The organism is Parvibaculum sp., assembly GCF_030651915.1.
Classification (GTDB): Bacteria; Pseudomonadota; Alphaproteobacteria; order Parvibaculales; family Parvibaculaceae; genus Parvibaculum.
The window spans coordinates 418273-432432 of sequence record NZ_JAUSBV010000005.1; the positions used below are offsets into that span (position 1 = coordinate 418273).

General features: G+C 63.8%; 13 protein-coding genes. 8 read left to right on the plus strand and 5 right to left on the minus strand.

The genetic code is table 11. The features are described from left to right. Positions 1 to 527 precede the first annotated feature (527 nt). The 3 genes from Q7V31_RS06295 to Q7V31_RS06305 form a co-directional block, all read right to left on the minus strand. The gene (locus tag Q7V31_RS06295) at positions 528 to 902 is read right to left on the minus strand and encodes a hypothetical protein (RefSeq protein ID WP_304733175.1); all 375 of its coding nucleotides are present in this window, start codon (positions 900 to 902) and stop codon (positions 528 to 530) included. 185 nt (positions 903 to 1087) lie between these two features. After that, positions 1088 to 2389, minus strand: coding sequence for a DNA-packaging protein (locus tag Q7V31_RS06300; RefSeq protein WP_304733176.1), 1302 nt, complete (start codon positions 2387 to 2389; stop codon positions 1088 to 1090). Beyond that, positions 2283 to 2963, minus strand: a complete 681-nt coding sequence (locus tag Q7V31_RS06305; protein WP_304733177.1) for a hypothetical protein — start codon at positions 2961 to 2963, stop codon at positions 2283 to 2285. The genes Q7V31_RS06300 and Q7V31_RS06305 overlap by 107 nt, the downstream gene beginning before the upstream one ends. Positions 2964 to 3307: 344 nt before the next feature. On the opposite strand from Q7V31_RS06305, the gene Q7V31_RS06310 reads away from it, so the two are divergent. After that, positions 3308 to 3772: an NUDIX hydrolase gene (locus tag Q7V31_RS06310; RefSeq protein WP_304733178.1), complete on the plus strand. Its 465-nt coding sequence runs from the start codon at positions 3308 to 3310 to the stop codon at positions 3770 to 3772. 10 nt (positions 3773 to 3782) lie between these two features. Here Q7V31_RS06310 and Q7V31_RS06315 read toward each other — a convergent pair whose 3' ends face one another. Together Q7V31_RS06315 and Q7V31_RS06320 are read right to left on the minus strand one after the other, a co-directional pair. Beyond that, positions 3783 to 5288, minus strand: a complete 1506-nt coding sequence (locus Q7V31_RS06315) for an inorganic phosphate transporter (RefSeq protein WP_304733179.1) — start codon at positions 5286 to 5288, stop codon at positions 3783 to 3785. A 145-nt stretch (positions 5289 to 5433) separates the two neighbouring features. Then, the gene (locus Q7V31_RS06320; protein ID WP_304733951.1) at positions 5434 to 5895 is read right to left on the minus strand and encodes a YcgN family cysteine cluster protein; all 462 of its coding nucleotides are present in this window, start codon (positions 5893 to 5895) and stop codon (positions 5434 to 5436) included. Positions 5896 to 6099: 204 nt separating this feature from the next. On the opposite strand from Q7V31_RS06320, the gene Q7V31_RS06325 reads away from it, so the two are divergent. The 7 genes from Q7V31_RS06325 to Q7V31_RS06355 all read left to right on the plus strand — a co-directional run bounded on the left by Q7V31_RS06325 (position 6100) and on the right by Q7V31_RS06355 (position 14023). After that, positions 6100 to 8154 carry a transglycosylase domain-containing protein gene (locus Q7V31_RS06325; RefSeq protein WP_304733180.1) on the plus strand — a complete coding sequence of 685 codons (2055 nt, stop codon included), beginning with the start codon at positions 6100 to 6102 and terminating at the stop codon, positions 8152 to 8154. A 71-nt stretch (positions 8155 to 8225) separates the two neighbouring features. Then, on the plus strand, positions 8226 to 10034 hold the full coding sequence (locus tag Q7V31_RS06330) for an ABC-F family ATP-binding cassette domain-containing protein (protein ID WP_304733181.1): 1809 nt from the start codon (positions 8226 to 8228) through the stop codon (positions 10032 to 10034). Between the two features lie 140 nt (positions 10035 to 10174). Continuing rightward, a complete protein-coding gene (locus Q7V31_RS06335; protein WP_304733182.1) occupies positions 10175 to 10759 on the plus strand; it encodes a DUF1214 domain-containing protein in 585 nt (194 codons plus the stop codon). Next, on the plus strand, positions 10747 to 11277 hold the full coding sequence (locus Q7V31_RS06340) for a DUF1254 domain-containing protein (RefSeq protein WP_304733183.1): 531 nt from the start codon (positions 10747 to 10749) through the stop codon (positions 11275 to 11277). The genes Q7V31_RS06335 and Q7V31_RS06340 overlap by 13 nt, the downstream gene beginning before the upstream one ends. A 100-nt stretch (positions 11278 to 11377) precedes the next feature. Beyond that, a complete protein-coding gene (locus Q7V31_RS06345; protein ID WP_304733184.1) occupies positions 11378 to 12421 on the plus strand; it encodes an ABC transporter substrate-binding protein in 1044 nt (347 codons plus the stop codon). A gap of 19 nt (positions 12422 to 12440) precedes the next feature. After that, positions 12441 to 13220, plus strand: a complete 780-nt coding sequence (locus Q7V31_RS06350; RefSeq protein WP_304733185.1) for an ABC transporter ATP-binding protein — start codon at positions 12441 to 12443, stop codon at positions 13218 to 13220. After that, positions 13217 to 14023 carry an ABC transporter permease gene (locus Q7V31_RS06355; RefSeq protein WP_304733186.1) on the plus strand — a complete coding sequence of 269 codons (807 nt, stop codon included), beginning with the start codon at positions 13217 to 13219 and terminating at the stop codon, positions 14021 to 14023. The genes Q7V31_RS06350 and Q7V31_RS06355 overlap by 4 nt, the downstream gene beginning before the upstream one ends. Positions 14024 to 14160: the final 137 nt, after the last annotated feature.

Here is a 14160-nt window from a genome sequence, read left to right on the forward strand (position 1 = left end):
GGGCGAAGCCCGGCAAGAAAAAGCGACGGAGGCGATGATCTGATGCACAAGCGCCGCATCATGACCCCTCTGCGTCTCTGCGCCTCTGCGTGAACAATTCTTCCTTCACTTCTTCGCGTCTTCGCGCCTTCGCGTGAACTTTTCTTTCTTCCTTCTCCGCGTCTCCGCGTGAGTCCTTCTTCTTCCTTCCCTTCCACAACCGCTGAGCGCTGAGCGCTGAACGAAGGTCACGCTGGCTTTGGTCAGCGCGTGAAGCGGGTCTTTACGCCAAGTCTTCGTTCGATGCTCTCGATCATAGGGATGGTCACACGTTCATCCATAGGGATGTTCGGCAACGTGCAGTGGCCGCCGGTCGCGGGGTTCTTTACGTATCTGACTTTTATTGGACCGCGCGGCCCATACATCGCCTCGGAGAGGTCGATGATGGAACAACCCAGGGTCTCCAGCTCGTCTATGAGTTCCGCTAGCGTCGGGCGGACGCCAAATGGCTCAGCCAACGTCCCCCCTTTGACGGTGCACAGGCTTGCTCAGGCATACGCGGATACGTTGCCGTTCTCCGTCGAGTTTTCAAACAACCGAAGAACCGGAATGAATGGCCGAGCCTCTCCCTGCTGAGATAGAGGAAGACACGTCGGCTCCAGTTGCGTCGCAGTCATACTCATGGAAGCGTGCTCGAACATGCGCCGGTATTTCTCCGGGGCGGGGGCTATGTCGTCAAGCGGCGAGACGCCTTGGGCCAAGCCAATCATCGCGTTCGCACAAACGGCCTCTTCAAACGCCTGACACGCGTCTTTAATCGTGCGTCCTTGCGCGCAGATATCGTGCTCGATGCCCTGCACAACCCAATAGTCACCGTCGGGAAACACGACCGCGCTTATCGTCACAGAGAATTCGTCAGACATTTTGCTACCCTGGGAAGCATTAAAACCAAGCCCCCCAGTTCCCCATCCATAGCCTGTAGTGCAAAGATTTAGGCCGAATTCCCTGCAGATTCAATAACTTATTGATACGCGAGGAAAATCAAGCAGTTACAAGGTCAATTTTTGGTTCCGTTTCGAGTTCTGCGCGCCTCCGCGTGCCACCTTCCTCACAACCGCCGCAGCTTCGGCTCGCCGGCCTCGCCCGACAGCATCAGCTCGGTCAGCGCCCAGACCAGCGCGTCGAGGCGGTCGGGGCTCTTTGCGCCCGGCGTCCAGTCGCACATCTGGTCTTCGAGTTTCGCAAAGGCGCCGACATGATGCACCAGCCCGCGTTCATACAACGCCGCCACCGGCTCGGCGCGCAGGCGTTTGCCGCGCGTTGCATGCACAAGGCGGATCGGCGCCTCGGGCATTTCCTGGCGCATCACCTGGGCGACCATCTCGCCGCCATTATTGGCTTCGGCCACAATCCGGTCGGCCTCATGCGCGCGGAAGCACCCCGCCACGCGCTTGGCCCAGGCGAGCGGCGAGAGCCTTCCCATCGAGCGGTCGTCGATGACATAGGCCCTTCCATCGGGCCCGAGGCCGACGCAGACAATGCCGCATTCATCGGCGCCGGCGCCGCTCGAGGCCGGCGGATCGACCGCCACCACGACGCGGATGAAATCGCGCGCGCCGCGCAAGCGGCTCCGCTCGATCGTCTCGCGCGTCCACAGCGCGTCCGGATTGTCCTCGATCAGTTCGGCGTCGAGTTCCTGCCGCCCGAGCCGCGTGCCGGCATAGCGCGCCATCACATTGCGCAGGAAACCGTCGGCGAGATTGATGCCGTTCGCCGCCGTCGTGGCCCGCGTCACCGCCGTTGACGGATCGGCGATCAGGCGCTTGACCAGCGGCACCGGCCTTGGCGTCGTCGTCATCACCTGGAGCGGGCGCGCGCCGAGCCGCAGCCCGAATTGCAGCATGTCCCAGGCCGCTTCGGCGTGGCGCCATTTCGCCAGCTCGTCGCCCCATGCCGCATCGAATTGCGGCCCGCGCAGGCTTTCGGGCTCGCCGGCCGAAAACACATAAGCCACCGCGCCGTTCGGCCACAAAAGCCGCTTGCGCGACACTTCATAGCGCGGCCGCATGCCGGGCTTCGCCACCGCGCGCAGGCCGGACGGCCCGTCGATCATCACTTCGCGCACATCCGAAAGCGTCTCGCCGACCAGCGCGATGCGGCCGGCGCGGCGGCGGCGGACTTCCTCCGTCACCCATTCGGCGCCGGCCCGCGTCTTGCCGGCGCCGCGTCCGCCCAGCATCAGCCAGGTCGTCCAGTCGCCATCGGGGGCAAGCTGGTCTTCGCGGGCCCAGAAGCGCCAGAGGCTATTGAGTATCCATGTCTCCTGCTTCGCTAGCGTCCGGGCGAAGTCGCTTCTGATCCACAAAGGCGAAATAGCGAGCGAATCGAGATTGAAGCTCGGCGTAAACACGGTCTTCCTCCGCGATCTGTCTTTCTCGGTCGCTTTCAGGGTCATTCTTTTTCGCCTGCCGTGCCGCCTGTTCGATTTCATGGAGCTTGTCGGCCGAACGCACCAGCGAGGCCAGCCGCCGCGCCTGCCGCTCGCCCAGCGCCTCGTCGCGCGTCACCTTGCGCTGCGCCTCGACATCGGCGATCTCGCGCGCGATCAGCTTGATCAGCCTTCCGGCCAGCGCCTCGGCATCGACCGGCAGCGCGCCGCCCGTGCGCGGCCGGCGCTCCGTCCTCACCTCGGCCCGCTTCGGCCAGCCGTCGCGTGTCGCGCGGGTCGTGATCTTCTGCCAGTTGATGCCGTGTTCCTGCGCGATGACCTTCAACGCCTTCGCCCCGATCTCGTAATCGGCGCGGATGCGGTCCCAGTCGATGCCCGCATCGTCCGGCTTGCACAGCGGCGCCTCGGGCGCAGCCTCCTTCTTCGCCGTCTTTTTCGGCGCGGCTACCTTCTTCGCCGCGGGTTTCTTCGGCGCGGGCTTCTTCACCGCGCGCGGTTTCGCCGCCGCCGGCGCTTCCTTGCGCTTCGTCGCCATGCTCTGTCCGGATGCAATTCTGGAGATAGAACCTAAGTGGGGATCGAGCGGGCCGCTGACAACTGGGGATATCTTTTGAGACGCAATTTTTTGTCTCCCTCAAAAAAAATCGTCATGGCCCGCTTTATGCGGGCCATCCACGTCTTCGTTCCACAGGAAAAGAAAGACGTGGACGGCCCGGACAAGCCGGGCCGTGACGCAACTGGGAAGTCGGCACAAATAACGCTGCTTTCGCGCCACCCGCGGCACCTCTGCGTCTCTGCGTGCAAACCCCTTCCCTTCGAGAAACCGCCCCAACCGCCCCCGACTCGGCTATGCTCGCCCCGCCTCAACCCGGAGTTCCCATGCTGCGCCGCTATATCATCGCTCTTCGCTACACGTTGCGCCGCCACACGCGCAGCGCGCCGCAGCGCCAGGTCGGCGCGATCCCCTATGCGGTGATCGACGGCAAGGTGGCGGTGCTGCTGGTCACCTCGCGGCGCACCGGGCGCTGGATTTTTCCGAAGGGCGGTCTGATCGAGGGGCTGACGCCGGCCGAAGCCGCGGCGCGCGAGGCCTTCGAGGAAGCCGGCGTCGAGGGCGAGATATCGCCGGCGCCGCTCGGCAGCTATGGCAGCTTCAAGCGGCGCGGCTTGCGCCCGCTCCAGATCGAGGTCGACCTCTACCCCTTGCGCGTCATGCAGCAGCATGACGACTGGCCCGAAAAGCGTCAGCGCCGTCGTCACTGGGCCTCGCTGACCGAAGCGAAGAAGCTGCTCTCCGAACCGCGGCTTGCCGAGCTGGCGCTGATGCTGCGCGGGCAGCCGTAGCGGCCGCGCCTCAGGCCATCGTGAGCTTCAGCACCACATAGATACCGCCCGCGAGCAGGCCCGCCGCCGGCACGGTAATGACCCAGGCAGCGGCGATCGTCAGCACATGCCGCCGCCGCACCAGTCTTCGCGTCTCGCGTTTGATCTGCCTGCGGATCGCTTCTTCGGGCGTCTTGTTCAGCGTGTCGGGGTCGCCGGGATGCACTTTCTTCTTCGGCGCATCGGCGTTCAAACCGATATTGGCCAGGTACTCGCGCAGGAAGCCGACGCCGAAAACGCCGCCGATCGCGATATGGGTCGAGGACACCGGCAGTCCCATCGCCGAGGCGATCAGCACGGTGATGGCGGCGGCCAGCGCGACGCAGAAGGCGCGCACCGCGTCCATCTTGGTGATTTTCTCGCCCACCGTGCGGATCAGGCGCGGGCCGAACAGCGCCAGGCCGAGCGCGATGCCCATGGCACCGATCAGCAGCACCCAGAGCGGCAGCACCACCTTGTCGGGCGCGGCCGCGCCGGATTCGGCAGCCGCCACGATGGCCGCCAGCGGGCCGACGGCATTGGCCACGTCGTTGGCGCCATGCGCAAATGAAAGCAGCGCGGCGGCGAAGATCAGTGGCAGCGTGAAAAGTTTCGCCACATGCTTGCGGCGGTTTTCGATCAGCATCGCGCGGCGCGCGACCCAGGGGCGGGTCAGCCACCAGCCGGCCGCAAAACCCGCCGCACCCAGCATCCAGACCGTCAGCGCATCGGGCTTCCAGACGCGCGAGAAACCTTTCAGCGCCAGATACATCGCGAAGGTGCCGGCCATCAGACCGATCATCACCGGCACCCAGCGCTTGGCCGCCTCGATCCTGTCGTCGTCGCGAAACAGCACCGTCCATTTGATGAAGCCGAGCAGGGCCGCCGCGATGATGCCGCCCATCAGCGGCGAGATCACCCAGCTCGCCGCGATGGCGCCCATCATCGACCAGTTGATCGCCGCCATGCCGGCCGCCGCGATGCCGGCGCCGACCACGCCGCCGACGATCGAATGCGTCGTCGAGACGGGTGCGTTGAGGAAGGTCGCCAGATGCAGCCACATACCGGCGGCAAGGAGAGACGCCACCATCAGCATCACGAAGTCGAGCACATCGAGCGCTTCGGCGGGCCTGACGATATTGCGCGAGATCGTGTTGACGACATCGCCGCCCGCCAGGATCGCACCCGCCGCCTCGCAGATCGCGGCGATGACCAGCGCGGCCGCCAGAGGCAGCGCGCGGCTGCCGACCGCCGGTCCCATATTGTTGGCGACGTCGTTGGCGCCGATATTGAGCGCCATGTAGCCGGCGATGACGCCACCGGCGATCACGAAGATGCTGAGCGGTCCGACCGGCGCCAGACCGGCCATGAAAAGAAAGACCGCCAGCAGGAAAATCAGGGCAAGGCCCGGCGCCGCGATCGAGCGCGACAGCGCATAGGTCGCCTCTTCGAGGCTGACGACCTTTTTCAGGTCCTTGTCGAGTGCGCTCTTCGCCAAATCCGGCTCCCCCGATTCGCCCGCCGCATCCGGGCGGATCGGCCGGGGAGAGCCTTTAGCATTTCGGGCGATCTGCGCCTAGGGTTTGTGACAGTTTTTTGACAGTTTTGTGACAGAGGGGGGGGGTCCGCTGCCATTTCCGCTGTCACTCGGGTGGCATCAGGGGCCAGTCGACGATGCGGTCCTCGAGGTCTTCCAGGTCGACCTCGTCCTCGTAGAGGAACCGTCCGTGGACGGACATTCCGGCCAGCCGCACCGCCTCGTATTCGCCCGAAACCAGCGGGTGCCACCAGGGCAGATCCTTGCCTTCCTTCAACAGCTTGTAGGCGCAGGAAGGCGGCATCCAGTCGATATCTTCGAGGTTTTTCGGCGTCAGCGTCACACAGTCCGGCACGCGCACCGAGCGGTTCGGATAGTCCGAGCAGCGGCAGGTCTCCGCGTCGAGCAGCCGGCAGGCGATGTCGGTATATTCGATCGCGCCGGTGTCCTCGTCCTCGAGCTTGGTCAGGCAGCACTTCGCGCAACCGTCGCAAAGGCTCTCCCACTCCTCGCGGTTCATTTCGTCAAGGCGCTTCACGCGCCAGAAGGGTTCGCCGGTGCCGCTCATTCCGGGACAGAAGCGCGCGCCGCGTCCGCCGTCAAGCGGTTCCGCAAAGTCGTGGTTTTCCTGCCCTCGCATCGCCGCGATACCGCCCTATTCCCTGCACAAAGTTGATCCAGTCTCGTTTCGGTGCAGTCGGGGCTGGCACAAGGCTCGCATGAAACCCCTGTCCGGTTCACGCCGGACGTGTAGCTATCGAGGCAGTTAACCGTGTCGCAGGACGACCACGATCCCTATCCGATGCGCGCGCAGCAACAGCGCGCGCCGCTGCACGACCTGCCGGAGCCGCCGGACGGGAATGACGACGACCGCCCGCGTGCCAAACGGCGCTGGCGTCCTGGTATCCTTGCCACCTCATCCTTCGTTCTGACGGCGCTGTTTGTCGGCGCCTTTCTTCTTGTTTCGCGAACGCTGCCCGACCTGCAACGCGTGATTGATGCCGGGCCCGATGAAACGCTGATGCTGACGGTGCTCGATGCCAATGGCGACGAGATCGGAAGCCGCGGCCGGCGCACCGCGCCCACGGTGCCGCTCGGCGAATTGCCGCCCTATCTGATCATGGCGGTGCTCGCGACCGAGGATCGCCGATTCTACGAACACAACGGTTTTGATCCGCGCGGCATCGCGCGCGCTATGTGGTCCAACCTCAAAGCACTCGACTTCGTCGAAGGCGGGTCGACCATCACACAACAGGTGGCGAAGAACCTCTATCTCGACAACAGACGTACGGTGATGCGCAAGGCACAAGAAGCGCTGATCACGCTCTGGCTCGAGAACAATCTGACCAAGGCCGAAATCCTGACGCTCTATCTCAATCGCATCTATATGGGTGCCGGCAATTACGGCATGGATGCAGCGGCGCGCTACTACTATGGCAAATCGGTGCGCGAAGTTTCGCTGGCCGAAGCCGCGATCCTCGCCGGCCTGCCGAAAGCACCGAGCCGCTTTGCACCCACCAACGATCTCGAACGGGCCCGCGCCCGCGCCGGACAGGTGCTCGACCGGCTTGTCAGTTCAGGCACGCTGACTTCCCAGGAGGTCGCCGGTGCGCGCGCCAATCCAGCCGATGTCGTTATCCGCGGGCAGGCCGAAGGTCAGGAATATTTCGTCGACTGGGTCGCCGGTCAGGCAACGGCCATGATACCGGATACGACCGGGCGTTACACCATTCGCACAACGCTCGATCCCCGCCGGCAGAAAGCGGCCGATGCGGCGATCAAGCAAACGCTCGCGGGCGCCGGGACCGAACGCCACGTGTCGCAAGGGGCGCTTGTCGCTCTCGGACCCGACGGCGCGGTGCTCGCAATGGTCGGCGGCCAGTCCTATCTCGAAAGCCAGTTCAACCGCGCGACACAGGCGCTGCGGCAACCGGGTTCGGCGTTCAAACCCATCGTCTATCTGGCGGCGCTCGAAGCCGGCTATACGCCGGACAGTCCGATTACGGACGAAGCCGTGTCGATGGGCGGCTGGATGCCGCGCAATGTAGCGGCGCGTGACTGGGGGACGGTCAGCCTTGCCACCGCACTGGCGCAATCGATCAACACAATCGCCGTGCAGGTTGGCGACAAGGTCGGCATGGACCGGATCGGCGATGCGGCGCGACGACTCGGTCTCGAACGGCCGCTGCCGCGCAACCTGTCCGTCGTGCTCGGCAGTTCCGAAGTGACGGTGCTGGAGCTGACATCGGCCTATTCGGTATTCGGGAACGAGGGCCGGAGAGCCGCTCCCTACGGCATTTTCGAAATCGTCGCCGAGAATGGCGACGTGGTCTACACGCATACACCCGAGGTCACGCAGGCGACCAAGCCGGAGCATGCGCATGACATGACGTACATGCTCTACAACGTGATGACGGACGGTACGGGCCGCGGCGCGCAGATCGGCGGCCGGCTCGCTGCCGGAAAAACCGGCACCAGCCAGGATAACCGCGACGCCTGGTTCATCGGCTACACCGGTAACGAAACGGCCGGCGTCTGGTTCGGCAATGACGACAATTCGCCGACAGACGGCGCGGCCGGCGGCAATGTTGCCGCGAGCGCCTGGAAGGCCTACATGACCGCCGCACAACAAGGACAGCTGGCGGCGCCCCTGCCCGGCGCCGTGCGCTTCCGCGACACCACGATCAGGACCGCCACCAGCGCGCCGAGCGGATTTTTCGTCGAACTTGGCGACCTCTTCGCGGCCGCACCGAAACTCGAAGGCGGCTCGACCGATTGGGGCCGGGGCTTCCGCCGCGGCGGCGAAACGCTGGGCGGCAAGCGCTAGAACCGCATTTGCTTCGGATCGCCCGATGCGCCATACAGGCCCATTGTCACCAACACGCAGAGATTTCCAGATTGGCTCCGCCACTTCTTGCCCTTCGCGATATTCGCGTCGCCTTCGCCGATCAGGTGTTGATCGCAGGCGCCAGCTTTGCGCTGGCTGCGGGCGACCGTCTGTGCCTGGTCGGACGGAACGGCTCCGGCAAGTCGACCTTGTTGCGGATCGCGGCCGGCCTTGTCGAGCCCGACGGCGGTGAGATTTTCCGGCAGCCTGGTACGCGCATTGCCTATCTCGAACAGATGCCGGACTTTGGCGGCGCGCCGAGTGTGCTCGACTATGCAACAGCCGGCGGCGCCGAACCGCACAAAGCACTGGCCGCACTTGATGAGCTGAAGCTCTCGCCCGCCGCCGTTCCATCGACCCTTTCGGGCGGTGAGGGACGCAAGGCCGCGCTGGCGCGCGTGCTTGCCGAGGAGCCCGATATTCTGCTTCTCGACGAACCGACCAACCATCTCGATTTGCCTTCAATCGAATGGCTCGAAGAGACGCTGTCGCAATTTCGTGGCGCCTTCGTCCTGATCAGCCATGACCGTGCCTTTCTCCGTCGTCTCACGGCAGGTTGTCTCTGGCTCGATCGTGGCGCCATCCGCCGGCTCGACAAGGGCTTCTCCGCCTTCGATGTCTGGTCGGACCAGATTCTCGCCGAGGAGGAAACGGTCGCACACAAGCTCGACCGTTTGATCGAACAGGAAACGCAATGGTCGCGCGAAGGCATTTCAGCGCGGCGTACACGCAATCAAGGACGGCTGCGCCGTCTCCACTCGATGCGCGCCGATCGCGCGCGGCGGGTCGGCCAGACCGGTCGCGTGGAACTGGTGGCAGATAGCGGGGCGGCCTCCGGTTCACTGGTTGTCGAGGCGACCGCTATTTCAAAGAGCTGGCCGCAGACCAACGGCAGCGAGCGTGTCACTGTCCGCGATTTTTCGACACGCATCATGCGAGGCGACAAAGTCGGCCTGATCGGACCCAACGGCGCGGGCAAGACAACGCTTCTGAAGATTTTGACCGGCGCGCTCAAGCCCGATAGCGGCACCATACGCCTCGGCACGAACCTCACGCCCGTTTATGTCGACCAGACACGCGCGGCGCTCGATCCGGATGCAACCCTCTGGCAGACGCTTTGCGAGGGCGGTGGCGACCAGGTGCTGGTGCGCGGACGGCCGCGCCACGTCGTTTCCTATCTCAAGGATTTTCTGTTTCGCGAGTCGCAAGCGCGCCAGCCCGTGAAAGCACTCTCCGGCGGTGAGCAATGCCGGTTGTTGCTGGCGCAGGCGCTCGCGAAGCCGTCGAACCTTCTCATTCTCGACGAACCGACCAACGATCTCGACATGGAAACGCTCGATCTGCTGCAGGAGATGTTGGCCGATTACGACGGAACGGTTTTGCTGGTCAGTCACGATCGTGACTTTCTCGACCGCGTCGTCACCTCCGTCGTCGCCCTGGACGGCAGCGGCAGCGCTGTGGAGTATCCCGGCGGCTATTCGGACTACCTGTCCCAGTCCCGGCATGAAAAGAACGCGGCGGTCAAAGCAGCATCTGGCCGCCCGGTCCAGGCGTCCCGGTCCGACCGCTCGCGGCCAACTTCCAAGCTCAGCTACAAGGACGCACGCGCGCTGGAGGGGTTGCAGGAAAAAATGCCGCAATTGGCGCAAGAGATTGCCGAACTTGAGAAAAAGCTCGCAGATGCAAGCCTTTACACGCGCAATGCCGATGAATTTCACAAGACGACGGCGCGCCATGACGCCCTCAAGGCTGAACTCGCCGAGGCCGAGGAACGCTGGCTGGAACTCGAATTGAAGCGCGAAGCGCTGGCGGGCACCTGACGGTTAACCAGCTATCCACAATCCCTTTGACTGTTGCGCCGGCACAAGTTTGGATAGCTGGCGTCTCGATTCGCGGGGGGGGTACGGCGAAGCGATACGCCTGTCGGTTTCGGGTCCAGGAGGATCCGGGTGGGGGATCATTGAAGCTCGTCCTGAAGCTTCTGGCATCTTTTGTCGTCGCGCTCGTTCTGGGCGTCGGCTCGGCGCTGCTGCTCCTGCGCGGCGGTGCCGGACTTGGCGGAGCGATCGCCGTCGGCCCGTGGACAACGAGTGCGGAAACAGGCTCGGCCGATGCCGATCCCTACACGCGTGCCCGTATAGCCATCGGTGGACTTCTGGCGCTCAGCCGCAGCGAAACCATCTATTTCACCGCCGCGACCGACGATGCGGGTGCGCCGCTGCGGACCCGATGTGCCTACAGGATCATCGGTACCGATCCGCCAGCGCGCTGGTGGAGCATCACGGCCTATGGCGCCGACCACTTCCTGATACCCAATCCGCAGGACCGCTATTCCTTTGGCGGCAACACATTGGCGCGCGAGGATGACGGAAGTTTCGTCATTTTCGTCGGTCCGGCGGCCGCCGATGGCAACTGGATACCGACGGGCGAGAAGGAAGGGACGTTCACGCTGACGCTTAGACTTTACAATCCGAATGAGGACGCAGCGCGCGATCCGTCGAGGATCGAGCTGCCGCGCATCGCCGGGGAGGCATGCCCATCATGAAGACATGGCCCATATGGATCGCCGGCACTATCGTGCTTGCCGCGGTCTTGCATATCCTGACCATATTTGCCTTGCCCTACGGCATCATGGACCGTGCCATGGCCGGTATCGCCGCGCAGGCTGGCGGCGTCAACAAGGCAGTCTACCCCGATCCGGTGACGGCGGCTTCGCGCGGCATTGTCCGTCCAAGCCCCGATCTCCTCTATACGGCCTGCGTCTACGACATCGGTGCCCGGCCGCTGCGTATCACGTCGCCTGTGCCCGACACCTATTGGTCGCTGTCGATGTTTGCTTCCAACACCGACAATTTCTTCGTCGTCAACGACCGTCAAACGAAGGCCGGCAGGATAGAGATCATACTGGCAACCGACGATACGGCGAAGAGCGGCAATGACACGCCGGTCGTCATCGCGCCGTCGAGCCGCGGCATCATTCTTTTCCGGTCGCTGATCGCTTCCGACGCGGCACGGCCCGAGGTCGATGCCCTGCGCCGGCAATCCCGTTGCGAGCCGCTCTGACCCGACCTGACCCCCATTTCGCGCGGTAGCCCTCCGAGTTTCCCGCTGATACCATCGCCCCGTTCACGCGCGCTGCCGCGCGTCCCACGGGGAGGCCTCCATGAACCGGAATCTGATTTTGATCGCTGGTGCGGCAGCGGTTGCGGTTGCCCTTGTCATCGTGCTGGCGATCGGATCCGGCAGCCGGCCGGACAATGGGCTCACCCGCATCACCTTCGCGACCGACTGGAAAGCCCAGGCCGAACATGGCGGCTTCTATCAGGCGCAGGCCAACGGCTATTACGCCGAGGCCGGGCTCGACATAACGCTGGTACAGGGCGGCCCGGGTATCAACGTCCCGCAATTGCTGGCCGCGCATTCGGTTGATTTCGGCATCGGCTCCAACAATTTCATTCCGCTCAACATCGTCGCGGCTGGTGCCGGCGCCAAGGCCGTGATGGCCACCTTTCAGAAGGACCCGCAGGTCTTCATTGCCCATCCCCGCGACGACGTGAACTCGATCGCCGACATGAAGGGCATGCCGATCATGGTGTCCGATGCGACCGTCAGTGCGTTCTGGCAGTGGCTGAAAGCAAAGTACAATTTCGACGACAGTCAGATCCGCAAATACACATTCAACCTCGCACCGTTCCTGACCGACCCACAGGCGATCCAACAAGGTTATCTGTCGTCGGAGCCCTATATGATCCGAAAGGAAACCGGCATCGAACCGCAGGTATTTCTGCTGTCGGACTATGGTTATCCGGGCTACGCCGCCGTCGTTCTCGCCGCCGACCGGATGATCGCCGAACGGCCGGAGGTTGTGCAGGCATTTGTAGACGCCAGCATCCGCGGATGGGTAAGTTACCTCTATGGCGATCCGGCGCCCGGCAATGCGCTGATCAAACGCGACAATCCCGAGATGACGGACGATGTCATCGCCAATGCGATTTCGATGATGAAGCAATACGGCATCGTCGATTCCGGCGACACGCTGACGCTCGGCGTCGGCGCCATGACCGAGGCGCGCTGGAAGGAATTTTATCTCACGATGGTGAGGGCCGGTGTCTATTCGGCGGAACTCGACGTTCACAGCGCCTATACGCTCGAATTCGTCAATCAGGGCGAGGGGGCGGATCTCAAAAGGCAACTGACCGGCGAATGAGAAAGGCGGCCGCCTGCGCATGACCGAAGCCGACGCGCCAACACGGCCTCCTCTCGTCACGCTCACCGGTGTTGCCAAGACCTATGGCAACGGCACAGTAGCGCTGGCAGGTGTCGATGCCACAATCAAGCAGGGCGATTTCGTTTCTCTGGTCGGGCCTTCGGGCTGCGGCAAGAGCACGCTGCTCAGGATCGTCGCTGGATTGATCGGCCCGAGCGCGGGCGACGTTCGCTGGCACACAACCGACGGCGCGCGACCTGCCGATGTCGGATTCGTCTTTCAGGACGCAACGCTGATGCCCTGGGCCTCCGTTCTCGACAATGTGTTCCTGCCGCTGAAACTCCGCGGCATCGCACGCGACAAGGCGCGGCCGCAACTGATGGAGGCGCTTGCGCGTGTCGGGCTTGCCGACTTTGCCGGCGCCTTTCCACGCGAGCTTTCGGGCGGCATGAAGATGCGGGTGTCGCTGGCGCGCGCGCTGGTGACCCAGCCGCCGGTGCTGCTGATGGACGAACCGTTTGCGGCACTCGACGAATTCACCCGCGAAAAGCTCGACGACGATCTGCTGGAACTCTGGCGCAGCCAGCGCTGGACCGTGATCTTCGTGACGCACAGCATTTACGAATCCGTCTATCTCTCCGAGCGCGTGCTGGTGATGGGCGCGCGGCCGGGACGCATTCTCGGCGAAGTCGTGATCGATGCACCACACCCGCGCGGGCCAGCGTTCCGCCGCTCACATGACTATGTCGATCACTGCGCCGCTGTCAGCGCCGCGTTGCGCGAGGGGGTTGCGACATGAATGGCGAGGACAAGGCTCTGCCGCGCGCGATGCGTGTCGTCGTGCCGGTGCTTGTCGGCGTTGTCTTTATCGCAATCTGGGAGGCCTTGGTGCGGCTCGGCAATGTGCCGCCATTCGTGCTGCCGGCGCCGAGTGCCATATGGACCAGCCTCGTTCTCAATTTCGGCTCACTGATGGCGTCGCTCTGGGTGACGTTGCGCGTGACGCTGGCGGCGTTTCTGCTCGCCATTGTCGGGGGCATCGGCCTTGCCATCCTGTTTTCGCAGAGCCGTCGCATCGAGATGGCGCTCTTTCCCTACGCGGTCATACTGCAGGTGACGCCCGTCGTTGCCATCGCGCCGCTCATTCTGATCTGGGTCGGCTATGACCGCATCGAACTGGCGCTGCTGATCCTTGCCTGGATTGTCGCCTTCTTTCCGATCCTCTCCAACACGACGCTGGGCCTGCGCTCCGCCGATCACAATCTGCGCGATCTCTTCCGGCTCTATGGGGCCGGCCGCTGGCAGGTTCTGACCGAGCTGCAATTGCCCTCGGCACTGCCCTACATTCTGGCCGGCATGAAGATTTCAGGCGGCCTGGCGCTGATCGGCGCCGTGGTGGCCGAATTCGTCGCCGGCTCGGGTACCGGTACCGGCCTTGCCTGGCGCATCGTCGAGGCCGGATACCGGCTCGACATCCCGCGCATGTTTGCCGCGCTTTTCCTGCTTTCGGGGCTCGGCATCGCCATTTTCTTCAGTCTGACCTGGGCCGAACATCTGTTGCTCCGGCGCTGGCATGAGAGCGCTGTCCGCCGCGAGTTCTGAGAGACGCAGCGAAACGTCGGAAATCCGCCAGTTATTCATATTTACCTTTTTTTATTGTGAATAATAACGTTCTACACTTCTATTGACGATCTTTAGCAAAAATCCCATGTTACCGGGTAGTTAGGAACGGCTTCGCG